The 23,589-nt window shown below is 59.8% G+C and carries 11 protein-coding genes and 2 pseudogenes; 12 read left to right on the top strand and 1 reads right to left on the bottom strand.

Annotated features, from left to right (window positions below; all coding sequences use genetic code 11):
* Nucleotides 1-365: 365 nt before the first annotated feature.
* A pseudogene (locus tag BUS06_RS38800) lies at nucleotides 366-547 on the top strand (transposase); the annotation flags it as partial.
* 1,347 nt (nucleotides 548-1,894) lie between these two features.
* Here the strand turns inward: BUS06_RS38800 and BUS06_RS19085 are convergent.
* On the bottom strand, nucleotides 1,895-6,121 hold the full coding sequence (locus BUS06_RS19085; RefSeq protein ID WP_074265670.1) for a glycosyltransferase: 4,227 nt from the start codon (nucleotides 6,119-6,121) through the stop codon (nucleotides 1,895-1,897).
* Nucleotides 6,122-6,269: 148 nt separating this feature from the next.
* Between BUS06_RS19085 and BUS06_RS38795 the strand changes: the two are divergent.
* The 11 genes and pseudogenes from BUS06_RS38795 (at nucleotide 6,270) to BUS06_RS19030 (ending at nucleotide 23,541) form a co-directional block, all read left to right on the top strand.
* Nucleotides 6,270-7,097: pseudogene (locus BUS06_RS38795) on the top strand (transposase).
* A gap of 1,140 nt (nucleotides 7,098-8,237) precedes the next feature.
* On the top strand, nucleotides 8,238-9,272 hold the full coding sequence (gene gmd / locus BUS06_RS19075) for a GDP-mannose 4,6-dehydratase (protein WP_074265669.1): 1,035 nt from the start codon (nucleotides 8,238-8,240) through the stop codon (nucleotides 9,270-9,272).
* A gap of 3 nt (nucleotides 9,273-9,275) precedes the next feature.
* On the top strand, nucleotides 9,276-10,175 hold the full coding sequence (locus tag BUS06_RS19070) for an NAD-dependent epimerase/dehydratase family protein (protein WP_074265668.1): 900 nt from the start codon (nucleotides 9,276-9,278) through the stop codon (nucleotides 10,173-10,175).
* A gap of 483 nt (nucleotides 10,176-10,658) precedes the next feature.
* Nucleotides 10,659-11,855: a glycosyltransferase family 9 protein gene (locus tag BUS06_RS19065; protein ID WP_167379398.1), complete on the top strand. Its 1,197-nt coding sequence runs from the start codon at nucleotides 10,659-10,661 to the stop codon at nucleotides 11,853-11,855.
* Between the two features lie 6 nt (nucleotides 11,856-11,861).
* Entirely contained in the window at nucleotides 11,862-13,265 is a 1,404-nt protein-coding gene (locus BUS06_RS19060; protein ID WP_074265666.1) for an FkbM family methyltransferase, read from the top strand.
* 56 nt (nucleotides 13,266-13,321) lie between these two features.
* On the top strand, nucleotides 13,322-17,056 hold the full coding sequence (locus tag BUS06_RS19055) for a glycosyltransferase (RefSeq protein ID WP_074265665.1): 3,735 nt from the start codon (nucleotides 13,322-13,324) through the stop codon (nucleotides 17,054-17,056).
* A gap of 111 nt (nucleotides 17,057-17,167) precedes the next feature.
* A complete protein-coding gene (locus BUS06_RS19050) occupies nucleotides 17,168-18,541 on the top strand; it encodes a glycosyltransferase (RefSeq protein ID WP_143787554.1) in 1,374 nt (457 codons plus the stop codon).
* A 266-nt stretch (nucleotides 18,542-18,807) separates the two neighbouring features.
* Nucleotides 18,808-19,653 carry a glycosyltransferase family 2 protein gene (locus BUS06_RS19045; RefSeq protein WP_074265663.1) on the top strand — a complete coding sequence of 282 codons (846 nt, stop codon included), beginning with the start codon at nucleotides 18,808-18,810 and terminating at the stop codon, nucleotides 19,651-19,653.
* Entirely contained in the window at nucleotides 19,650-20,606 is a 957-nt protein-coding gene (locus BUS06_RS19040; RefSeq protein WP_074265662.1) for a UDP-glucose 4-epimerase family protein, read from the top strand. The genes BUS06_RS19045 and BUS06_RS19040 overlap by 4 nt, the downstream gene beginning before the upstream one ends.
* An 8-nt stretch (nucleotides 20,607-20,614) precedes the next feature.
* Entirely contained in the window at nucleotides 20,615-21,649 is a 1,035-nt protein-coding gene (locus tag BUS06_RS19035; protein ID WP_074265661.1) for an MraY family glycosyltransferase, read from the top strand.
* A 5-nt stretch (nucleotides 21,650-21,654) separates the two neighbouring features.
* Entirely contained in the window at nucleotides 21,655-23,541 is a 1,887-nt protein-coding gene (locus BUS06_RS19030) for a polysaccharide biosynthesis protein (protein WP_074265660.1), read from the top strand.
* Nucleotides 23,542-23,589: the final 48 nt, after the last annotated feature.

Here is a 23,589-nt window from a genome sequence, read left to right as displayed (position 1 = left end):
AATTGCCCAAAAAAGTTGTACTAGGGTTGCATACACCGGTAGATTTTAACGGAGTTTTTTAACCTCGGTCGCTAGGTATCGGCTTAGGGCGTGTAGATGCTTCCGTTCAGACCTGATAATTTGGCGGGATGACAGAACGCAAGCCATACCTGACGTATGTTTCCGTCGAAGGAATAGAGCTTGGCCGCTCCGCACGTGACCTTGATGAGCGAACGGGCACCGCAGCGGTGACGCGAACTGCGCGAAGTGTTCAGCGCGCCGCGCTAAACGGCGAGCCGATGCATCTGGCGCGTGTTTTCGGCTAACTTTCCCCGTGCGAACCGGTCTGGCAGCGAACACAACCTTGGCTGGGCGCGGGTTGCATCGAGGCGAAGAAGGGATTCGTGCTGCTGTCTTGCCGCTGGGTGGTCGAGCACAGATTTGGCCGGCTCGCCCCCTTCGGGCGGTTATCACGCGACTGCGAGCGATTGCATGAAACCCCGGCACCCTGTACTTCGTCGTCTTCGCCACCCTCATTCATGCTGGACAGATTGTGCAAAGTGCCTAACGCGCCCCGAACACCTCGTCCTCTCACAAAGAGATCGAACAAGCTAATAGCCGTTAGACGGGGTAAATGGGACCGTCGACGTATGTCGTCGATCGAGTAAAGTCATCAACGCTACCACATCGGATTTTTACACGACCTAGGCCCTATATGGCCTCCAGTAGTAGCACCGCGATTCGGCCGTTCGACGCTTGAACCGTCGCATTTTGCTCCGTCTCACTTCGTGGTCCAAAGTGTACAGCGGCTAAACGTGTTGAAATTGGCATATGGCAGCGTTAGTGCATGGATCAATTGATGAAAGACCTAGAGAATAAGGTGACGGGCTGGCCTGTCTGCAACTGGCGCACGCTGGGCGAGCACAACGCCGATCACTAGCATCGCGTTCCGACGTTGGCTCATCGTATGACAAGCCCGCCCGAGTACGAAGCGCGCCTGCTCTGCGGGGGGCTGATGTTGTGGGCCACGCCTGAGGGACTGGCGTACTGTGGCCGGCCTCTCGGCACCACGCCAGGCGACCAACTTCGATATACAGATCTGACGATCGAGGCCATCTTGATGTTGGCCAGTGTGCTGCGGGTGCCTTTACAGCAAGCCATTGGTCATCTGGGCTCGGTGCCCAACCGACGGGGTTGACGTTGCCGATCCCCGATCAGCAGATTCTCGTCCGGGGCACGAAGCAGCGCATGGGGTCAGAGTCGCGTCGTGCCCGACGGTTCGCCGGACGTGCTCGTCGACAGCTTTGGGCTGCAGGTTAACGGGGCGAGTCAGTGGCTACATTAGAAACACTGCATGCGGTCGAGCCGCATCTAGTGGAAGCTCCAAGTGGCTGTCGATGCAAGCATGGGGCAGATTGTGGCGTACACGCTCATCGATCAAGAAGGGGCGATGTTTCTCAAGTCGCGCCCCTCCTGTATCAGATCCCAGGTGAGGGCGGGCAATTCATCGCGGACGGTGTCTACAAAGGCGTGCCGACATACCAGGCGGCCGCGCAACACCGCGCGGCTGCGCAAACCGCCGTGGGCGGTCGCGAGAATGCCCCGCCAGCGCAACGGCGATCAGCATCTCGAGGCGATCGGGCGAAGGGCTGCGGGACAGGCAGAACGCTACCGGTTATGGCCGGCGGATGCTGGTCATAACGAGGACGAGTTGCTACAAGGCGGTAAACGGACCGTGTCTACGAGCTTGGCCCCAGCGCTCAACAGACCGAAGCAGTTATCGGCGTGCTGGTGCTCAATCGCATGCCGTCCGCCGCCGATCCGAAGTCCGTCCGCTGTGACGTTCGCGCAGCATAGTCCGCGCGGCAGCGGGCGCATTCCGTACAGCATCCCCCCCCTGTCCCAATGCCGCCCCTTATGCCTCGTGCGCAGCGCTGACGTCACGAGCAACGCAGGCCGCCTCCACTTCATCAGTGAATGTGGCAAGCGGTCTATCCCACTCCCACACCTTCGGCACACGTTCGACGGGATCGTTCGCCCGGTCACGCAATAGCAGCGCCGCTTCGACCGGGTCGTTTGTCACGCTGACACCAAAGGCCCGGTGCGCCGGTATGTCGGATGCTATGACGGACAACCCCATCGCAAGAGCTTGGCCAATACCCAGGTTGTATCCTTCCCAGCGAGAAAAGTTCGCATACACGTCTGCGGCAGCGTAAAGGTCTGTCATTTCCTCGTCGCTGACGTTCGCGATCACGTGCAACCCACGTGCAGTCATTTCAGCAACGTCTTCGGGAGTGCCCTTACCGCATAGCACGAAGAGCGTACGAGCCGCGAGTATCGGATCGATTGCCAGCAGTATGTCGCGGACCTCCGCATAGTGATCAACGCCCTTATAGAACCGCTCGCCGCTATGAAACCGGCAAACGTTAAGAATTACGAAACGATCGTCCCAGGCGCGCGCTTTGCGAGTCCGGCGTCGGCGGTCAACGCCGGTCTGCCCCCACCTCCCGAGGTGACCGTTGCCGAGCGGAATGATGCCATCCGGCGGGGTTATGGACTCTTTCGCCACGGCGTCGGAAATTGCAAGCACCTTGGCGCAGATACTCAGGCTCAACGCCTTGTGGTCGAGAACTTCTTGGCGGGCGACGGCGTCTGGGAAAAACTCCGGCGGCGGCTCGCCGTAATCGTACGCGAGGACCGGGGGAAAGGCGCCGGTCCAGCGCGCAACATCAAAGAACGGAGGCGTGTGAGCAACAATGAGGTCGACACCAAGTTCCGATGCAATCGTCGCAGCAGAGCGTGGATCGTACACGGCGACCTTCTGGCAATCGCCGTAGTCGAAGTCTTTTTCGCCTAGGCCGCCAGCGATGATGACCTCATGGCCACGAGCGCGCAACGCGCGAACCTGCAGGTTGATCACGACTGCGACGCCGTGGCCACGCGCATGCGTCGACGAAAGCATCATGACGCGTAGCGGGCGTGACACCAGCCCTGACCATGCGGGGCGGCGGCGCGCAGCAAACGAGAGCCCGTAAGGTACCTCCATCGACAAATTCGGCGAGTAGTAAGGATCGTTGCGCAACAGATCCGCATGTCGGGCCCAGGCGAGCCGTGCCTCCATGCGAAGAAGCTGAACTTTCTCGGGTTTGTCGTCGTAGCCTCGTGTTTTGCTTTCGTAATGCATGACGAGCGGCTCAGCAAAATAGATGTTCTTCCTTCCACGTGCGAGCAAATCCAGACAGAAGACGACATCGTTAAACGCGACTCGCAGTTCTTCCCTCAGTCCGCCCACCTCTTCGAATGCCGCGCGCGAGACAGCAAGACAAGCCCCCGTTACTGCGGAAACCTCGTGGGTGAGATTGGCCAGTCCTTGGTATCCTCCAGCGTTCGCACTAAGGGACAGGTGAGCGTGCGCGGCGACTCCCTGAATACCAAGAATAACGCCTGCATGCTGGACCGTCCTGTCGCCGTAAAGCAGTTTTGGCCCTACCGCGCCAATACCCGGTTGCATCGCATGGGCCACTAGTTTCCGCAGCCATGCCGGATCGATGATTTCTGTATCGTTGTTGAGCAGGACCAGTACGTCGCCGCGCGAAGCACGAGCGGCATCGTTATTAAGGCGGGCATAGTTAAACGGACGCGGATCACGGAGCACCCTAATTCGGCCTTCACGCTCCGCGCGGCTCATACCATCCAGCGTTTCTCTTTCGGTCGAACCATTGTCGACGACGATCACCTCCAGCCGCTCCGCGGGCCAGTCCGTAGTCCGCAGACTCTCGAGGCATGGGCCGAGCAGATGCCAACCGTCCCGTGTCGGAATGAGGATACTTGCGACCGGAAGCGGATCAGGCAATGATGGGAGTGGCAGATCGATCGGGCTAGCCGGGGGCATTACATCATGGAAAAGGACGTGCGGCACATGTACGATATGGCGATCTTCCAATGACAACGCGAGGTCGCGAGCGATCTGGTCAAAAGCAAGACCGGTGTCTGACAACTGGCTCTGAAGATCGGCAGCGAGATCCGGCCCGAGCCTAACAGCAACCATTCGTCCCAACAGCACGCCTTGCCTTGCCAGCAGTCGGGAAAACGCCGGCTTGAACCATGGGTTTTCGGGCGACCCTTCCGTCGGTAACTGGTCCTCATCCGCATAAGCGAGCACGCCCGCTTCGACGCGTATCAATGCATCAACCAGTACCCTCGGCCCATGCGCACGGGGCATCGCGCCAGCTTCGATCAGCAGTACGAAGCTTCCGTTTTCGAGCGTCGGTGTTTGGACGGAAATCCGACTCTCTCCGGCTATCGTCAGCCGAAGGCCCGCAACGGCGCTTTCGCTGCAACGCGGGTCAATGATGAAGAAAGCGTTCCAACGGAGCCCCACCATACGCTGTAGTGCAGCCACGGTATCGGCCGCGAACGCAATCGACGAAGGCGCGAATCTGACCAGGACATGGAGCATCGGCAGGGCGTTTGTGGTAGCGTTCATCATCTCAAGTGTCTCGATGTCGGGGGTATCGAGGCGATGCAACCATGATGGGTAGGAGGCGACGACGGACTCATGCGGAAGCAGTGCCGAAGGCGCGCTATTCGACAGTGGCGTAGACCTCAACGCAGAAAATCCATCGGCGGCTGCATACATACCCATGCGGCGACGCAGGGAGGCCACGAGAACTCGCCGCGCTTCCTGATCTCGACCTCGGACGGCTCGCCGCAACAGATTGACGCGGGCCTTCTGCAGATGGGCCGACCGGCGCATCGCCTCAATCCCCGACCTCAATGGAGCGGTGACTTTCCACGCGTTGGATGCTAGTACTGCAGCCAAGCGGCTTTCGGCTTCGTGTCTCGCGGCGGCTTCCGAGGCGCGTTGCGCCTCGGTCCTATCGACCCGCAGCTTGAGCGCCTGGATTTCCCCGGTCTGTTCGTTCGTACGCCGTGTGCGGTCGGCAAGCGCACGTGACATCAATTCCCGCATCTGCTCAAGGGCCGCTTGGGCAGTATTAAGCGCCTCCTCGAGATGGTTTTGCCTCGCAGCCGCCTCAAGAGCGGCTCGATCAGCTTCGGCCTGGAGCTTTGCACGTTCCAGTGCGTTCGATTCGCGAGCTTGGCGTTTGGCCGCGTCCGACATGGCGCGTACATGCCGCAAAGCGTCCCGAAGGGCCGACACGGTCAACGCAAGATCCCGCCGATCCGCGGACGAGTCACAACCTTGTGGATCCACTTGCGCGGGCGCGCTGATCCCGGTTGGGTTTAGCAACGCAGCTCCCCTGCCTAGGCGGCGGTTTGGCAACTCAGCTGCGTAGCGCTCCTGCAGAGTGCGGCATATCGACTGGAACTGAGCCGCGCCATCTAGCCCAGCTTCAAGTTCCCACTCTTTTAGCCGATCAATGATGTCATACACCGCGCGCAGCATGGCCACTGCAGCAGGATAATCACCGAGATCGTCCGATTGTGTTTGTCCCAGCCAACCGTCTATCCGCGCGTGCGCATATGCGGCAAGGTCATACCCGCCGTCGTCATCGCGTAGACGGTCCATCCTCGACGTATAGCGATTGGCCTTCTCGATCCATTGCGCGACGTTTTCGTGTGACAGGTGATGAATGCAGACCCCGCCATCCGGCGGAACCCTATAGACGGATTCGGTCTTCGTCCGGGTACCGCCATGGACTGTCAGACGAAATTCAACTGCGTCGCGCCGGAAGAAGCGCGGTTGATACTCAGGCCAATAATAGGCTCGCTCGTCATGAACGCCTAGGATGTAGTGCCGTTGCGGAAGCGCATAGACGTCCGCTCTTGGCTGCCTGAGTTCGCTCTCGATAAACCTGGCTGCTTCCACACTCAGACACTCATCGTCGTCCACACAGACGATCCAGTCGTAAGTGCAAGCCTCGACTGCGAAGGCTCGGGAATCCTCGACGGTCGGCGACCACGGCACGGAAATTACGCGATCCGCGAGCGATGCAGCCACTTCCGCTGTCCCATCAGTGGACGACTTGTCGACCACGATCAATTCGTCGGCAAAGGCCAACGCGCGGAGGCACGTATCGATCAGGTTGACGCGGTTGAATGAGATGACAACCGCGCTGACCTTTTGCCGGTCAAGAGTGGCCTGATTCGGCGAGCCAGTTTGGGTAGAATTATCCATTGGAGGAAGACACCAATTACTGTTAATACGGCCAACGAAAAGAAAGCTCAACCGCCGGCGAATTAGAAACGCTTCAAAATGAGCCTAGGGGTTGTTAACCCGCGTGGAACTCTCTTAACCTCTTCGTTGTTTCGTTGGCGAAGAGGACATGGATAAATCAATACTCGAAGACGAACTGTGGGCCTTGACCGAGCCGTTAATGCCGCAGCCCAGACCTCGGCGGCCCCCTACCGTGAGCGCAAACCGCCGCCGTTCGTAGCCGGCATCCGGTTCGTGCTGCGGTAGGGTATCCGTGGTAGATGTTTGCGCAGGAAATAGGCTGCGGCACGGACATGAGTTGCCGATTCCCCCTGAGCGACCGGCAGGAAGGCGGCATCTGGGACCGGTTGCGCAAAGTGTCACCGGCCAGACGGCGAGGTGCCGATCGCATCGACTGGTCCCGTGTCATTCGTCGATTCCTCCTCCATTTGTGCTATGGGATCGGTCAAAAAACAGGATCCAATCCCAACGATCGCGCTCGACTCGGTTCAAAACATCATCCCACCACCAAGGCGCAAGCCATCTTACTCGCGTTGATTCCTACAGACGTAAACCAGGATCAGGTTACGCAAACTGCTGCCCGCGATCGACGCCACCCTGATAACTCGTGGCAGGCGTGGTCAATCATTATCGAAACCAGCAGTTGTGCGGGGTGACCGCGGCTACCATCATGCCAAATGCTGCCGACCGTTAAACGCTGCTGGTATTGCGCTCAGATCGTCCGTAGCGGCGGCCCGCACGGCAGTGGCATTGACAAGCCCGATGGGTAGCCGAAGTCACTGGCGCTCGGCTGCGAAACTGCAGGCGCCTGCGGCTGTACGCTCGATTCGAATGCCGCGCATCTATCCACGACGTCGTGCATCGTCTGTTCGCGGCAACTTCAACCCTTGTTGTATTAGTGCTGCTGCTGCTTCTTAGTCCCGGAAGCAGCGGATAGCCGTTATCCATGCGGGCGCCTTTTCTACATTAGGATGATCGTATCACGCACGGTGTTCCCGGGGCAAAGATGTCAGGTAGGCTCCGTGAGCCCGGATGCATGTCACGGCACGACCGGAAGTTTGTTGTACCGGTTATTCTATCAAGCGAATGTCCGAATACGTATAGCCGCCTAAGCAACGCCATCGAGGGGCGACTCTGGAAGAAGCCAACTGGTTCGATCGCCTCGTTCCAACCAAAAAGGAATGGGGTCCTTTCTCGACAACGCCCGACAGCCGCAGGCCCACACTACTTTTGATGTCGACGGACGCAACTTGGAAACTTTGACACAACTACCGAATCATTGGATGATCGTTCAGACTCACCATTGGGACAGTCCCTCAACGCTCCCAGTCGAGCGGCCATCTTCATATATTCAGCTTAAGGGAAGCGCCACGCCATAGCCCTCGGTCTAACAATAAGGCCGATGCCGAATGACATAAGACAGCCTGTGCGGCTGGTCGAGGGCGGGCACCAAAGTACATGAGCTGGGCGTAGGTTGCGCGTATAAACACATGGACACCTGTGGCGTAGGGCAAAGGAATCCTGCGCGAATTCATGACTGCGCAGGACTCCTTTGGTTCGCGGTAACAGTGCATGATGCGAATCCGGGCGTGATGCGAGGAGTTTTGACTGAACTCGCGGCGAGCGAAGCGGGTCAGAACTTCCTGACCTGCGGAGCCGCATGGGCCTTACCTCTAAGCCCCCCCGCCGCGCTTCGGTGGTGGGGGAGGATGATGGTATAGTGTCATGCCATAGACTGAAAAATGGACGCTGCTCGCCCTAATGCTCGGTAGTCGCAAGTTTGTTGACGACGGCGGAGAAGGTGTATTGCGTCCGAGGCGTTTCCCGCTTGCAAAGCCTTCATCGCTGAGTTCGGAGAATTCGCGGGCGTGCGTACCGGCGGTTGAAGCTGCATCGGTTCTCATACGACGGGGTGGCCGAACTGATTTGGGACTGCAAGCAAACGTCTCAACCCGGTTTCGTACGCAGCCACGATCATTCTGAAGCGGCCGTTTCCGATTTCGTTCATGACAGCTTGAGTCGATGGGTATCGGAAGTTAGCGGCAAAGTATTGATACATCACTCAACCGGATAGCAAATGACCGTTGCGATCATCACTGGCATCACTGGCCAAGACGGCGCTTATTTGGCGCAACTCCTCCTCGAAAAGGGCTACGAAGTTTATGGCACCTATCGCCGTACCAGCTCCGTGAATTTCTGGCGGATCGAGGAAGTCGGGGCATCGGACCATCCGAACCTGCATCTCGTCGAACACGATCTGACTGATCTCGGCTCGAGCATCCGTTTACTTCAGACAACCAAAGCAACAGAAATTTACAATTTGGCGGCCCAGAGTTTTGTGGGTGTGTCGTTCGATCAGCCTGCTACGACCGCTGCAATTACCGGCGTCGGAGCCTTGAATCTTCTTGAAGCAATTCGCATCGTCAATCCGGAGATTCGCTTCTACCAGGCAAGCACCTCCGAAATGTTCGGCAAGGTGCAGGCAGTGCCTCAAATTGAAAGCACGCCTTTCTACCCGCGTAGTCCGTACGGTGTCGCGAAACTCTACGCACACTGGATGACGGTTAACTATCGCGAGAGCTATAACATTTTTGGCTGCAGCGGCATTCTGTTCAATCACGAGTCGCCATTGCGCGGCCGGGAATTCGTCACGCGCAAGATTACCGACAGTCTCGCGAAAGTTCGTCTTGGCAAGCTCGACGTGCTCGAACTGGGCAACCTCGATGCGAAGAGAGATTGGGGCTTCGCAAAAGAATATGTCGAAGGCATGTGGCGCATGCTTCAGGCCGACAAGCCCGATACCTATGTGCTTGCCACCAACCGTACCGAAACCGTCCGCGACTTTGTCACGATGGCCGGTCGTGCTGCAGGCTTCGATATCGCGTGGCAGGGACAAGACGACAAGGAAGTCGGTGTCGACTCCAAGTCCGGTAAAGCCATCGTCCGGATCAATCCCAGGTTCCACCGGCCTGCCGAAGTCGATCTGCTGATTGGCGATCCGGCCAAGGCGCGTAATGAACTCGGCTGGGAACCGAAGACCACTCTCGAACAGTTGTGCCAGATGATGGTCGAGGCGGACATTCGCCGAAACGAGGCCGGCACCTCGTTCTGATATATGGCCAAGGTTTTTATCACCGGCGCTGACGGCTTCACGGGCCGCTATCTCGCGAAAGAACTGATGCGCGATGGTCACGAAGTATGTGGATTGGCTCGCAAGGAAGATCCGAGCGCTGCGTGGCGCATGCGCGTCTGTGACCTGCTCGATCGTGAGGCGCTGACGCAAACCCTGGCCATCGAGAAGCCAGATGCGGTCGTGCACCTGGCTGCAATCGCGTTCGTCGGGCACGGCGATGTTGGCGAGGTTTATCAGACCAACGTCGTCGGTACTCGAAACCTGCTCGAAGCTTTGACGAAGTCCGGCTGCAAGCCGCAGTCGGTGTTGCTCGCGAGCAGCGCCAATGTGTACGGGAACACCGATCGTGAAGTGATTGACGAGTCGGTCAAACCCGAGCCTGCAAACGACTACGCAATCAGCAAACTCGCTATGGAGTTTGTTGCCCGTTTGTGGGAAGGCAAGCTTCCCATTACCATTGCGCGGCCGTTTAATTACACAGGCGTGGGTCAAAGCAGTCATTTTCTGTTGCCGAAAATAGTCTCCCATTTCCGTGATAAAGCGCCAGTTCTTGAGCTAGGCAATCTTCACGTTATTCGCGACTTCTCCGATGTGCGTACAGTCGTATCCGCCTATAGTCGACTGTTGACGGGAAAATTCGCAGGGCGCACATTCAACGTCTGTTCTGGGGTTGGCTATTCCCTGCTCGATATCATCGCGATCATGCGCGGTCTTACCGTGCACCATCCAGAAATACGCGTGAACTTCGATTATGTTCGAGCGAACGAGGTCCATAAGCTCATTGGTAGCAACAACGAGCTTCGCACTGCAATCGGGGCGCTTCAGCCCATTCCCCTTCGCGAAACGCTGCGTTGGATGCTCGAGCATCCGACGGAAACGTAATTTATGAATCTTCCTACGTAATCTGCGAATCGTTCATGCTCGACATTCCCGCTGTTTTGGGAATGTGAGAAAAATGTTAATTCGATTCTCCCGTTATGCAGCGAAGCTGTTGTGCATCGTCGACCATTGTCGAGGCAGGCGGTGGAGAATCGTTTGATGCCCGTGGCCAAGTCCTTTATGGATTTGCGAGGCATGCTATGCTCGAAATTCCATGGCATGTGCCTTGCTGAACTTCAATGGATGCGTCGAGCGCGATGCCTCACGAAAATCTGACAGGTATATTTCTTTGCCCGTAAGATAAAAGCATAGGCTTGTGTCGGAACAGATCTAAATATGGCTCGATTTATCACCCGATTGGGAGGGCTGCGGCGAAAGCTGGCGCCCCCGGCCTCACGTCGTGAACGCTGGGCGCGAAAGCTTTATCTACCACTTGTACAGTTCGTGCGAGGCAGGGCGCAGTCGGCAGTCGAGATGCCGGCGCCAGTGCCTGAGCTCGTTTGGCTCGGCGGCACCGTGATGGACGTACCCGGTGCGGACACGCGTCCCGCACCGATCCGCCGTCTTGCCGTTCTTAAGCTTGACCATATCGGCGACTTCATTCTCGGCATGCGAGCAATGCGTCTGTTGCGCGAGGGTTTTCCCGATGCACACATTACTCTCGTCTGCGCCGGGTGGGCTGCAGACTGGGCGCGGCAATCGGGACTGGTCGACAGCATAGTTCCGTTCGATTTCTTTCCTGCACTCATGCGTGAGTGGGATCGTTCGCCAGAGCGCATCCGGCAACTGCAAGATGCGGTGGCCGCGTCTTTGCCGGATAGCTACGACCTGGCCGTCGATCTGCGATACGGCGACGACACGACGCCGGTTCTCTATCGGATGCGGACAAGATATCGAGCCGGATTTCCCGCTCCGATCGAGCCTGGTCTTCCGCACTTGGACCTGATTGTCCCGTACTCCCAGGCAATCGGGACCGGTGAACTTAGGGCCCGCTCGCTTCAGGCCGAATTGCGTCTACAAATGCTGGCGGCAACGGTCGTCGCGGCCTTCGGCACGCCGCAACCACATCCCATCCGGGCTTGCCTCGCGGATTCTTCGCCGCGGCCGGCATCGACAAGACAGTTCGCATTGCTTTCCATTGGTGCCGGCACGGCGATCCGCAACTGGCCGGTTGAGCATTACGCGGAAGTCGGTCACGCGCTCATCGAGCGCCATGATTTCGACATTGTCATCCTCGGGGGGAAGGCTGAGCAACAGAATGCCGAGCGTCTCTCGACATTGCTGCCCGAGGGGCGAGTGCAGTTGATGATGGGCCGCTCGCTCGCGGAACTCCCGCAACTCGTCGTGGGCGCGTCGCTCTGCGTCAGCAACGATACCGGGATGTCTCACCTCTGCGCCGCGCTCGACGTACCGACGGTGGTTGTCTTGTCGGGCCAGGATCGCATGGAGGTCTGGCGTCCCGCTGGCATCAATGCCGTGGCGATTGGCGGTTGGACACCGTGCCAGCCGTGCGGGCTGAAGGAGCCTGGTGAATGCCGGTGGGGCGTGCCATGCCTGCATGCCGTCACGCCCGCTCACGTGCTGGAGGCGAGCGAGCGCTTGCTGAGCCGCGTGCGCAACCGCGCTGCTCCAATGACCGCACCGGGAGGTGTATCCAATGACCCAACCAATATTCTGGCCTGATCTTTCATGACGCTTGTTTCCTTCGCACAGAACCAGGAAGACATCTTGCTATGGCGCGCGCTCCAGCATGTGAGTAATGGTTTCTATATCGATGTCGGCGCTGCCGATCCGAGCGACCTGTCGATCACGCGGCTCTTCTACGAACACGGGTGGCATGGAATCAATCTGGAGCCACAGGGAGCGTATTTCGCGTCGCTATGTGAGGCACGGCCTCACGACATCAATCTACGTATCGCTGCAGGTCGCGAAGCGGCGTCGCTGACTTTCCATCGTATCGACGGCTCCGGACTGTCCACTTTTGACGCCGCGACTGCCGCCAAACATCGAGCCGATGGATGGGCTGTCGTGGAGGAGCCTATTGACCTATTGCCACTGGCCGAAATTTGTCGGCGTTATCGCGCGGATGGCCCGATACATTTTCTGAAGGTCGACGTGGAGGGCGGTGAGGGCGACGTATTGGCCGGCGCGGATTTCAGCCAGTTCCGGCCTTGGATCGTATTGGTGGAGGCGACGCTGCCGTTGTCTCAGGAAGAGTCCTGGGCAGGTTGGGAGCCGATCCTGACCAGTCAGGGTTATAGCTTCGTCTGGTTCGACGGACTCAACCGGTTCTATCTGGCGAACGAAATGAAAGAGGAATTGGGGAAATATTTTCTGACTCCGCCCAACACCTTTGATGGATTCGAACTCGCCGCTAACCTGTTGCGGCGCGCGGAGCATGCGGAACACGCTCTGCATCAGGCGCAGGAACAGGCCGCCGAGACGGTTCGGCAGGCCGACGCGGCGGCCCAGCGGACAGTCGCCATACAGCAGGAAATGCAACAGCTGTCCCGCACTTTGACCCAAACAGTTCGGCGGACCGATACCGCGCTGGCCGAGCAGGGGCGACGCACTGACGAAGCGCGTCGCGTCGCGGCACAAGCTGAAGAAAGGGTGGCGCAAATGCTCAATAGTGCGTCCTGGCGAGTGACGGCTCCGTTGCGCGCTTCACATCGGCTAGTGTCGCTGGGTCCATGGGCGGTGTTGCGTCGGCTAGCGTCGCGCGGTCCTCGGGCGGTGCTTCGTCGGCTCAATGCCAAAGAACTCGCGCGCCGCGTCTTTCTCATGGGTGCACGGTTTTTTTTGCGGCTGCCGGGTGCTGGACGCGGTATGCGTCTGGTCAATTCTGTTGCCCCCCGGCCGGCACAATGGCTGGCACGTCGCTATCACGCATACGAGCAAGGGGCGGCTGAGCGACGGACGGGATCAGCCGGCCGTCGCGGTGGCGCGGCGCCAGTCGAAAAGCCACTCGATTTGTCTCAACCGCGCCTTGACGACGCGCTTTCGCAATTCGCTATCGTCTTGAGCGAAGAGGAACTTCGCTTATGCCGTCAATTCATCGCAGGGCGCTCGGCGCACGGTACGAAGGATTGATTTGACAATGGCAATGCCATCCGAACACAGCTCATCGAATTTTCCAGGTTGACAGCATGCGTCTTGTCATCGATTTACAGGCTGCCCAAGGGGACAGTAGCGTACGCGGTATTGGTCGTTATTCGCGTGAGCTTGCTCTGGCGATGGCCCGCGAGGCCCGTGGGCATGAGGTCATCATCGCGCTCACAGGTACGTTCATCGATACGGCGGAAGATCTCGCCGAGAAGTTTTCGAGGATTCTTCCGCGTAGCCATATTCGCGTCTGGCATCCGCCACGCGACACAGCGCCGATATTTCACGATTCCGCGCGCCGCCCTTTTGCCGAAACGCTGCGCGCCCAATTTCTCGCCTCGCTGCAGCCCGATCTCGTTCATGTGTCCAGTCTCTTTGATGGCTGGGCCGACGATGTGATCAATGTTCAGCCTCGGCATTTACACGCTCTACCGGTCGTCGCGACCTGCTACGACCTCATTCCGGTATTGCATCACACGGACGTATTCGGTGAGTCGACTTCGGCACCGCCCTATGCGCGCTGGTATTACCGGGCTCTTCAGGAGATGTCTCTCTGCGAAGGGCTGCTCGCCATTTCCGAATCCAGCCGCGGCGAGGCGTTGGATCACCTGGCATTCCCACCGGAGCGGATCTTCAATATCCGCGCGGGCATTGGACCCGAGTTCCACCCTGCAACATTGTCGACCGGGGAGCGGGCCGCATTGCTGGAGCAATACGGTCTGCAGGACGGATTCGTCATGTTTCTCTCCGCGGATAGTCCCAACAAAAACGAGGCGGGACTTCTCGCCGCCTATGCGCGCTTGCCTGCCGAACTGCAGGCCCGTCATCAATTGCTCGTCGCCGGCAGACGGGATCGGGAAAAACTCTACCAGGCAGCCCGTGACGTAGGCGTACCGGCTGACCGGCTGGTCTATGTGCCTTTCGTGGCGGAAGACGATCTGCGTGCGCTGTATTCGATTTGCGGCCTGTTCGTGTGTCCGTCGCGCCATGAAGGATTCGGCTTGCCGCTCGCTGAGGCAATGGCTTGTGGCGCGCCGGCCATTGCCAGCAACGTCACGAGCTTGCCGGAAGTGATCGGGCGCGAAGACGCGACATTCGATCCGGAAGATCCGGATGCCATTGCGTCGTGCATGCGCAAAGTCCTCGAGAACCCGGCGTTTCGCGACGAGCTGGCGGCATACGGTCCGGTGCAGGCGAGTCGTTTCACATGGCAAGCCTCTGCATCTCGTGCGTGGGACGCGCTTGAATCCATTCACCGGCAGCGGACCGAGCAGGGTAAAACCCGCGTTCACGGTTTGCTGTCGAAGCGGCCACGCCTCGCCTATGTCTCGCCTATGCCGCCGCAGACCAGTGGCATCGCCGACTACAGCGCCGATTTGCTGACCTCGCTCGCGCGCCATTACGACATTACGCTCGTCGGCGAAAGTGAGACTACCGATGTGCGCCTGTGGGCATTCGAACGATTGAGCCCAAAGGAATTTCTACTTGAGGCGGGCCAGTTTGACCGCGTCTTGTACCAGATCGGCAATTCGAGCTTTCACCGTTTCCAGATGGAAGACCTGCTGCCTCGGGTTCCTGGAATGGTGGTGCTGCACGATGCTTTTTTGTCGGACTATCTGAACTGGTTGCCGCGTACGCACGATCAACGCGACGGCTTCCGGGCCGCGCTGTTGCAATCGCACGGCTACCCCGCGTTGCGTTTCGACGCCGAGCGTGGGAGGGACGCGACGCTGCAACGTTACCCTTGCTCGTTATCGGTGCTCGAAAGTGCCGTGGGGGTGATTCAGCATTCGCGTCATGGCGTTGCGGTGCTGTCGGAACATTTCGGCACTGAGGCTACGAGCGACATCTCTGTGATTCCGCATTTGCGGGCCGATCGCTCGCGACCTGACAGGAAGACTGCGAGATCGACCCTCGGCTTGAGCGACGACGAGTTCGTGGTGTGCAGTTTTGGGTATGTTACGCAACTCAAGTGTCCGGAACTGCTTGCCGATGCCTGGCGACAGGCGGGACTCGCCGGCCAGCTGGTTTTTGCTGGCGAGGCGGTAGGCGATGTTCAGAGCAAGGTGGTGACTGACGAACAAGCCGGGATCGTCTGCACGGGCCGATTGTCTGCGAGTCTTTACGATGCGTGGCTCGCAGCGGCTGACGTGGCGGTGCAGTGGCGGATCGGTTCGCGCGGGGAAAGCTCGGGAGCGGTTGCCGACGCGCTGATTGCGGGCCTTCCACTGATCGTCAATCGTCATGGTTCGGCAGCGGAGTTGCCTGCGGAAGTTATTGTGGGTCTGCCGGAAGATGCCGATTCGTCCGACCTCGCGGAGGCGCTGGCCGCATTGATGCGCGATCCCGCCCGGCGGACGGCACTCGGCGCGGCCGGACGTGCCTATGCCAAGCGCGAGCTTGCGCCACCGGTCATCGCTCAAGCTTACTTCGATGCGATCGAAAGAGCGTATGCGGCACCCCAGGCGGCTGTCATCGCAAGAGACATGCAATCCGAAATGGAGGCCGCAGCGAGTTTGCCGGATGGCCTGGGTTTGACGGCACGCGCCATCGCGCGAAGCTTCCCGTCGCCGTGGCGGGGTGGCGGACACCCACGTCTGCTTGTCGACGTATCGGATCTGGCGCGTGTCGACCTCGGTACGGGTATCCAGCGGGTGGTGCGCGAGATCGTCCGTCGAACGCTCGAAACACCGCCGCAGGGCCGGCAAGGGGGGGCCGTGCGCGCACTGGGCGGACGGTTCCGGCACACCTATGCTGCGCCGCTCGCCATCCTCGGGCATGAGCCGGTCAACCTTCCGGAGCGGCCGCTCGACGTCCGCCCGGGAGATGTCCTGCTATGTGCGGACGTCAATCTCAACATAACGCCCGGGGAGTTCGAAGAACTGCGTCGGCTGCGACTGGATGGCCTGCAAGTCGTGGTGCTTGTCTATGACCTGTTGCCGTTGCGTTACCCCGAACTGTTTCCAGCCCATGTCGCCAAACTGGTCGCCGAATGGTATGGCCGGATGCTCGGCATCGCCGACGCCGCCGTGTGCATTTCGCAGGCGGTAGCCGATGACGTGAGCGCGTGGCTTGGCGAGGAACCGAAGCGGCGGGACCGTCCTCTGCCAATCGGCGCCGTTCACCTTGGCGCGGATTTCCCAGGTCGAAGTCTGGACGACAGCATTTCGCCGGAGACGCTCGCGGCTATCGAGAGTGCGCGAAAGCGGCCTACCGTCATCATGGTCGGCACTGTCGAGCCGCGTAAGGGTCATCTGCAGGCCCTTGAGGCGTTCGAGCGCCTGTGGGCAGATGGCGAGGATATCGGCCTGATCATTGTCGGCAATCAGGGTTGGAATATGGAGGCGTTTGCCCGCCAGCTTCAGCGCTCGCCCGAATTGGGCAAACGTCTGCATTGGCTGCGCGGGTGCGGCGACGCCGGGTTGCGAGCGCTTTATGGTGCAAGCTCGGGTCTCGTGATGGCGTCCCGGCACGAGGGGTTTGGCCTGCCGATCGCCGAGGCCCTACATGCAGGTGTTCCGGTGCTTGCCCGCGATCTACCCGTGTTTCGGGAAATGGTTGGCGACCGGATACGTTATTTCTCGGGCGACGATCCACAGGATCTCGCGGTCGCGATTCGCAACTGGGTGACAGACGGTTTTGTCCCGCGCGCCGACTTTCCGGCATCGCTTACGTGGGACAGCAGTTACCGCCAGTTGTGCGATGTGATCTTCGGCAATCGATGGTACAAGACGTGGCTCCCAGAAGGGCAGCAGCCTGCAGCATTGGCTCATACGTAACTCTCCCCACGACGCGCCGCACTTGAGAGAGGCGGCGCCTCAATTTCATCTCCTCTGCTAACCGTTCATCGCGCCGCGAGTACGGTTGGCTCAATCAGCCAGGAGGGTACCTTGGCACGCGTTGTCCGACGGCTCGATACGTTGCGCCGTTTTTTCGCCGAGCAGCGAAAGCGTCAAGGATTGAGGCATGCGATCAGCGCCTCCTGGAGCCAGTTCGTCGGCCCCTATGTTCAGTCGCGAATGCAGTGGCTCAAGCGCAAGATAATACGCATCGCGCCATTGAGAAAACTGCGTCCGAGCAAGTCGCGCCTTGCCACCGCGCTAGCAGCGCAGGGGCTACGCCCGGGGGCGCTGTTCATCGGCTACGCTGAAGGCGCACTAGGCCTGGGCCAGGCATTCAGGGCAAACCTGGACGGGGCCGAGGTGGCTGGCTTCCCGTTTGCTGTCTATCCGTTTCAGAAAGGCATCGAGACGCGGTTGATCGCGCCGTACATGCAGCATCGCTATGACAAGGACCATCCCTACAAGGTCAACGTAATTCAGGTGGCTCCGGACTTCGTGCCCGAGGTGTTCAAGACGCTCCGCCGGGAATTGACGGCACAGTCATACAACATCCTCTGCACGTATTGGGAACTCGCCAAGGCGCCGAAGGAATGGCGGGAACACCTGGCCAACATCGACGAGATCTGGGCGCCCAACCAGTTCATCGCCGATGCATTCGCACATATTTTCGCCGGCCCGATCGTCATCATGCCTCCGGCCATGGAGGATACGGGCGGAGAGCATCCAGGGCGAGCGTACTTCGGACTGGAGGAGGGACGCTTTTACTTCATGTTCAGCTTCGATTACTACTCCTCGCCTTTTCGGAAAAACCCGCTCGGTGTGCTTGAGGCCTTCCAGCGAGCGTTTCCGCGCGGCGACGAAAACGTTGGCCTGGTGATCAAGTCGACCGGGGCGCCCGATCACTATCCCGACATGAAGGCCGTGATCGCAGAGGCGATGGCCCGTGATCCCCGCATTGTGAGCTTCGATCGAAACATGCCCCGCGAGGAAGTGCTCGGCTTGATACGCGCTTCAGACTCCTACGTATCGTTACACCGTGCCGAAGGTTTTGGCCTTGGAATGGCCGAGGCGATGACCTTTGGGCGCATTGTTATCGGAACCGGTTACTCAGGCAGCGCCGACTTCCTGACAGATGAAACGGGCTATCCGGTTCCATTCAACCTGCGTCCGCTGGAGGCGCACGAATATCCCTGGTCTCGTGGCCAGTACTGGGCTGAACCCGATCAGGATGCCGCTGTAGAAATCATGCGACAAGCAGTAGCAAATCCGGTGGAAGGCAAACAACGCGGAGAGAGAGCCCGCGAGTATGTGTTGCACAGGTACAACCCCGCTGCCGTGGGGGAGGCGATGCGTAAGCGGCTTGATGTCCTGTTTGCAACAGGTGAGGCCGGTGAGATGCCTGGAGAGCACGGTACCCGTTGAGTCGCAGCCAGGAAGACCAAGCCGCAGGGTGGGCCACATCCGGCCTTGGGGCGGCAAGAAATCCTTCACGACCTTACACGTGTAAGTCCATTTATTTTGCAGTCTGCAGCCTGAATTGAGGCAAAATAACTGGGGCTTGATGGTGGCTTCGTGCGCAGTAACAAAAGGAAAATCGGGTTGCCGAACTGCACAACATTGCGCACACTCCGGGGTTGTTGCGGCCACACAACGAAGTGTCGTCCATAAGACACGCAGTTCTCACTTACATGAATGCTACAAGCGCGCCGCGTCCAGAAACTGAAGGGCTGTCCGTCTCCGTTGTCGTCTATCGGCCGGAGCTGGCCCAATTAACGAGTACGCTCGCGAGCCTTGGCGCCGCCTGTGAAGCACTGCGGGCCGTACGTCCCGGTCTGCCGGTTACGCTGTATATCGTCGATAACGGTGGCTTGCCGGACGTCCAACGCGAGCTCGACGCACTGAAAACACATCGCATCGAGACGTCCATTCTCAGCGGTCATGGCAATGTCGGCTACGGTCGCGGCCACAATCTGGCTATCGAGCGTACGGCTAGCCGTTATCACCTCGTGCTCAACCCGGACATCGATCTGGACCGCGACGCACTGCTGCGCGCAGTCGACTTTTTCGAAGCCAACCCCGAGGTCGGCCTTTTGACGCCATGGATCGGCGACGAACAGGGCCATCAGCAGTTTTTGTGTCGCCGCTACCCGACCTTGCTCGACCTCTTCGTACGGGGCTTTCTGCCGGGCAGCGTGCGCCGTCTGTTCACGCGCCGTCTTGCCCGTTACGAAATGCGCGATGTGATCAACGAACGCGACATTGTCTGGGACCCGCCAATCGTGAGTGGCTGTTTCATGTTGTTCCGCACTGGCGTGCTCAAGCAACTGGCGGGTTTCGACGCGCGCTATTTCCTGTACTTCGAGGACTACGACCTGAGCCTGCGGGCGCATGACGTAGCTCGCGTCGTCTACGCACCGGCTGTGCGCGTACTGCACCATGGCGGCGGCGCCGCGCGCAAAGGTTCGGCCCATATCAAGATGTTTATGGCGTCGGCGTACAAGTTCTTTAGCCGCTTCGGCTGGAAGTGGCTATGAGCCAGATCCTCGTAACCGGCGCAAATGGTTTTGTCGGGCGGGCGCTGTGCCGTGCGCTCGTTGACGGCGGACACGCAGTCACAGGCCTTGTGCGGCAGGCAGGCGGTTGTCCTGATGGCGTGCACGAGTGGGTGAGCGCCGGGAAGGATTTCGAGGACGTGAAGACCGATTGGCCGCGAGGCCTGCGACCCGAGAGCGTAGTGCATCTGGCAGCGCGCGTGCACGTCCTCAATGACGATGCCGTGGACCCCGATGCGGCCTTCCACGCTACCAACGTCGACGGTACGTTGCGGATCGCCGAGGCGGCCTTGCACAACGGTGTCCGGCGCTTTGTTTTCGTTAGCAGCATCAAGGCCTTAGCCGAGGGCGATTTGGGGCGACCGCTGCGCGAAGACGATCTGCCCGCTCCGCAAGACGCCTATGGCCGTTCGAAGTACGCCGCCGAACAGGCTCTGCTGCGCTTCGGCGAGGAAACCGGGCTCGACATCGTGATTGTGCGGCCGCCGCTGGTCTATGGCCCGGACGTGCGTGCCAACTTCCTGCGCCTGATGGATGCCGTCTGGAAGCGTATGCCGCTGCCCCTTGGCTCAGTTCGCGCAAGGCGCAGCCTGGTGTATGTCGACAACCTCGCGGACGCGCTGGCGCGTTGTGCGACCGATCCGCGTGCTGCGCGTCAATGCTTCCACGTCGCGGATGGTGACGACCCGACGGTCGCTGGACTGGCGCGCTCGTTGGGCAGGCATTTGGAGAGGCCTGCGCGGCTCGTGCCGGTGCCGACGAGTTGGCTGCGATTGGCAGGACGGCTGACGCACCGCTTGCCGCAGGTCGAGCGCCTCGTTGGCAGTCTGCAGGTCGATTCAGGCCGGATCCGCTCCGTTCTGGGTTGGCAACCTCCGTATTCCACCGAAGACGGTCTGGCTGCGACGGCCCGTTGGTATCGATCGACGCGTTGAGGTCGTCCATGCTCATGCAAGTTTTTGGAAATTCACTTTGGACAGGTGTCGGCGTGGTCGCAGCGGCAGCCGCGGTCGTTTGTGCGGCGATTCTCCTCGCGTTGTTGAAGACCGGTCTGGCATGGCGTCTCGCCACTGACATCCCGAACGACCGTTCGCTGCACGTTCGCCCCACGCCGCGAGTGGGTGGCTGGGGGATGGTGCCGGTATCGGTGATAGCAACGTTGCTCATGGCGCCGAGCCTGTGGAGCGCAGCCGTGGCGGCGGCTTTCTTGGCGGCGGTTTCGCAGATCGACGACCGCCGTGGACTACCCGCCCGGGTTAGATTTGCCGCGCATGTGATCGCGGTGGTGGGGTTCGTCGTGCTCAATCCTGCGCCGGTGCCATGGTGGGTGCTCGCCGTCCTGTCGTTTTTGATGCTCTGGCTGGTCAATCTTTACAATTTTATGGATGGCGCGGACGGTTTGGCCGGTGGCATGGCGCTATTCGGCTTCGGCGGTTACGCCGTGGCCGCGCTCATCGGCGGCCATTCGATGCCCGAACTGGCAATGGCGTGCGCCGCGGTCGCTGGCGCGGCGCTGGGCTTTCTGTTGTTCAATTTCCACCCGGCGCGAATTTTTCTCGGCGATGCAGGCTCGATCTCGCTGGGCTTTCTGGCCGGCGCGTTAGGGTATTGGGGCTGGCTGGGCGGTGCCTGGCCTATCTGGCTCCCTTTCATGGTGTTTGCGCCGTTCATCACCGACGCCTCGATCACGCTCGCCCGCCGCCTTTTGCGTGGCGAAAAGTTTTGGCAAGCGCACCGGGAGCACTACTATCAACGCATGGTGCGCTCGGGCGTGGGTCACGCTGGAACCGCCAGCTTATGGTATGCGGTGATGGCCACAGGCATAATGATTGCTTTAAGCATACTTGGCCGTTCTGCGGCTGTTCAATGGTGCGTGGTCGCGGCATGGATCGTCGTTCTGAGCCTGATGGGCGCGGCGGTCGATTTGCGCTGGCGTCGTTTTCAATCAACACTGTCTGAACAATCAACTGAGGTATAACGCTGATGCTAAGAAACAAGGCCTCGCTGCTATCTCTCAGCGCATTTCTATTCGACCTGTGTGCGGTCTGCGCGGCGTGGCTCGTCGCGTACGTCATCCGTTTCAACGGTTCCGTCCCGGTGGATTTCCGGGCGGGCGCATTGCATTCACTGGTCTGGGTGCTACCGGTCTACGGCGTGATGTTCCGGATTTTTGGCCTATACCGGGGCATGTGGGTGTTCGCTAGCCTGCCGGACCTCATCCGGATTGCGAAGTCGGTCGCAACCGGCGCAGTAGTCGCGATGGTCGTGTCGGTGATGGTTCAGCCCATTCCAATCGTTCCGCGCTCCGTGCTGGTGGTTTCGCCGCTGTTTCTTTTCCTTGCCATGGGCGGCTCGCGCGCGCTCTATCGGGCGACCAAAGAGTTTTATCTTTACGGTGGCCTGGTTGCGCAGGGTAAGCCGGTCGTGGTTCTGGGCGCAGGTTCCGCAGGCGCGAGCCTCGCTCGTGAACTCTCACGCTCGAGCGAGTGGCGGCTCGTTGGGCTGCTCGACGACGATGTGTCTAAGCATGGCCGCGAAATTTATGGCTACAAGGTCTTAGGCCCGATTAGCGAATTGCCGCAGCTCGCCGAATCGCTCAAGACCGAATACGCGATCATCGCCATCCCTTCGGCTTCAGTCGAAGCGCAGCGTCGCGTCGCAACGCTCTGCGTGCGTGCGGGCGTGCGCGCAATGGTGTTGCCGGCGTTGACCACGCTGACGCAGGGGCAGGCGTTCCTGTCGCGCGTGCGCCAGATCGACCTTGAAGACTTGCTGGGTCGCGATCCGGTGAAGATCGATACGCCGCACGTGGAGGCACTGCTCCGCAATCGCGTGGTGATGGTGACCGGAGCGGGCGGTTCGATCGGCTCGGAACTGTGCCGTCAGATTCTGCGCTTCGAGCCGGCTCAACTCATCGCCTACGATTTGTCCGAGTTCGCGATGTACAAGCTCACCGAAGAGTTGCACGACCGCTTCCCTGGCTTGTCCGTGGTGCCGGTGATCGGCGATGCGAAAGATTCGCTGCTGCTCGATCACGTGCTGTCGCGGTATACGCCGCATATCGTCTTTCACGCCGCGGCCTACAAGCATGTGCCGCTGATGGAAGAGCAGAACGCATGGCAGGCAGTGCGCAACAACGTCCTCGGTACCTACCGTGTGGCGCGCGCGGCGATCCGTCATGACGTCAGGCACTTCGTGTTGATCTCGACCGATAAGGCGGTCAACCCGACCAACGTCATGGGTGCGAGCAAACGGCTGGCGGAGATGGCGTGTCAGGCCTTGCAGCAAACAAGTTCGCGGACGCAGTTCGAGACGGTGCGTTTTGGCAATGTGCTCGGCAGCGCCGGCAGCGTGATTCCGAAGTTCCAGCAGCAGATCGCGAAGGGTGGTCCGGTCACCGTGACTCACCCTGAGATCACGCGTTTCTTCATGACTATTCCCGAGGCTTCGCAACTTGTGTTGCAGGCGTCGAGCATGGGACGCGGCGGCGAGATTTTTATTCTCGACATGGGCGAGCCAGTGAAGATCGTGGATCTTGCCCGCGACCTTATTCGGTTATACGGCTTCAGTGAGGAGCACATCCGCATCGTCTTTACGGGTCTGCGGCCGGGCGAGAAGCTGTACGAAGAATTGCTGGCGGACGACGAAACGACCACGCGTACCCCGCATACCAAGTTGCGGATCGCGCAGGCGCGCGGCGTGCCCGACAACCTGCTGGACGAACTGCTGCCGTGGCTGATGCAGCACCGCGTGCCGGCAGACGACGAAGTGCGCCGCGATCTGCGGCGCTGGGTGCCTGAGTATCAGCCGAACCTCGCGCCGCCGCTGCAAAGTGTTCCGGCGGTGACGGATGTTCGCGCCGCGCTGTGAAGGATTGGAATTACGCGGGCCCGCAGGTACTGCGCGAGAGGCAAAAAA

It is taken from the genome of Paraburkholderia phenazinium (assembly GCF_900141745.1).
In the GTDB taxonomy this organism is placed as follows: Bacteria; Pseudomonadota; Gammaproteobacteria; order Burkholderiales; family Burkholderiaceae; genus Paraburkholderia; species Paraburkholderia phenazinium_B.
Note: the sequence above shows the minus strand (reverse complement) of the source record. Positions and strands in the feature narration are given on the sequence as shown.

What these genes read in the sequence shown, in the direction of transcription:
- BUS06_RS19070 (WP_074265668.1), top strand. Translation starts at nt 9,276, where the DNA reads ATGGCCAAGGTTTTTATCACCGGCGCTGACGGCTTCACGGGCCGCTAT.
- gmd (WP_074265669.1), top strand. Translation starts at nt 8,238, where the DNA reads ATGACCGTTGCGATCATCACTGGCATCACTGGCCAAGACGGCGCTTAT.
- BUS06_RS19055 (WP_074265665.1), top strand. Translation starts at nt 13,322, where the DNA reads ATGCGTCTTGTCATCGATTTACAGGCTGCCCAAGGGGACAGTAGCGTA.
- BUS06_RS19045 (WP_074265663.1), top strand. Translation starts at nt 18,808, where the DNA reads ATGAATGCTACAAGCGCGCCGCGTCCAGAAACTGAAGGGCTGTCCGTC.
- BUS06_RS19060 (WP_074265666.1), top strand. Translation starts at nt 11,862, where the DNA reads ATGACGCTTGTTTCCTTCGCACAGAACCAGGAAGACATCTTGCTATGG.
- BUS06_RS19085 (WP_074265670.1), bottom strand. Translation starts at nt 6,121, where the DNA reads ATGGATAATTCTACCCAAACTGGCTCGCCGAATCAGGCCACTCTTGAC.
- BUS06_RS19030 (WP_074265660.1), top strand. Translation starts at nt 21,655, where the DNA reads ATGCTAAGAAACAAGGCCTCGCTGCTATCTCTCAGCGCATTTCTATTC.
- BUS06_RS19035 (WP_074265661.1), top strand. Translation starts at nt 20,615, where the DNA reads ATGCTCATGCAAGTTTTTGGAAATTCACTTTGGACAGGTGTCGGCGTG.
- BUS06_RS19040 (WP_074265662.1), top strand. Translation starts at nt 19,650, where the DNA reads ATGAGCCAGATCCTCGTAACCGGCGCAAATGGTTTTGTCGGGCGGGCG.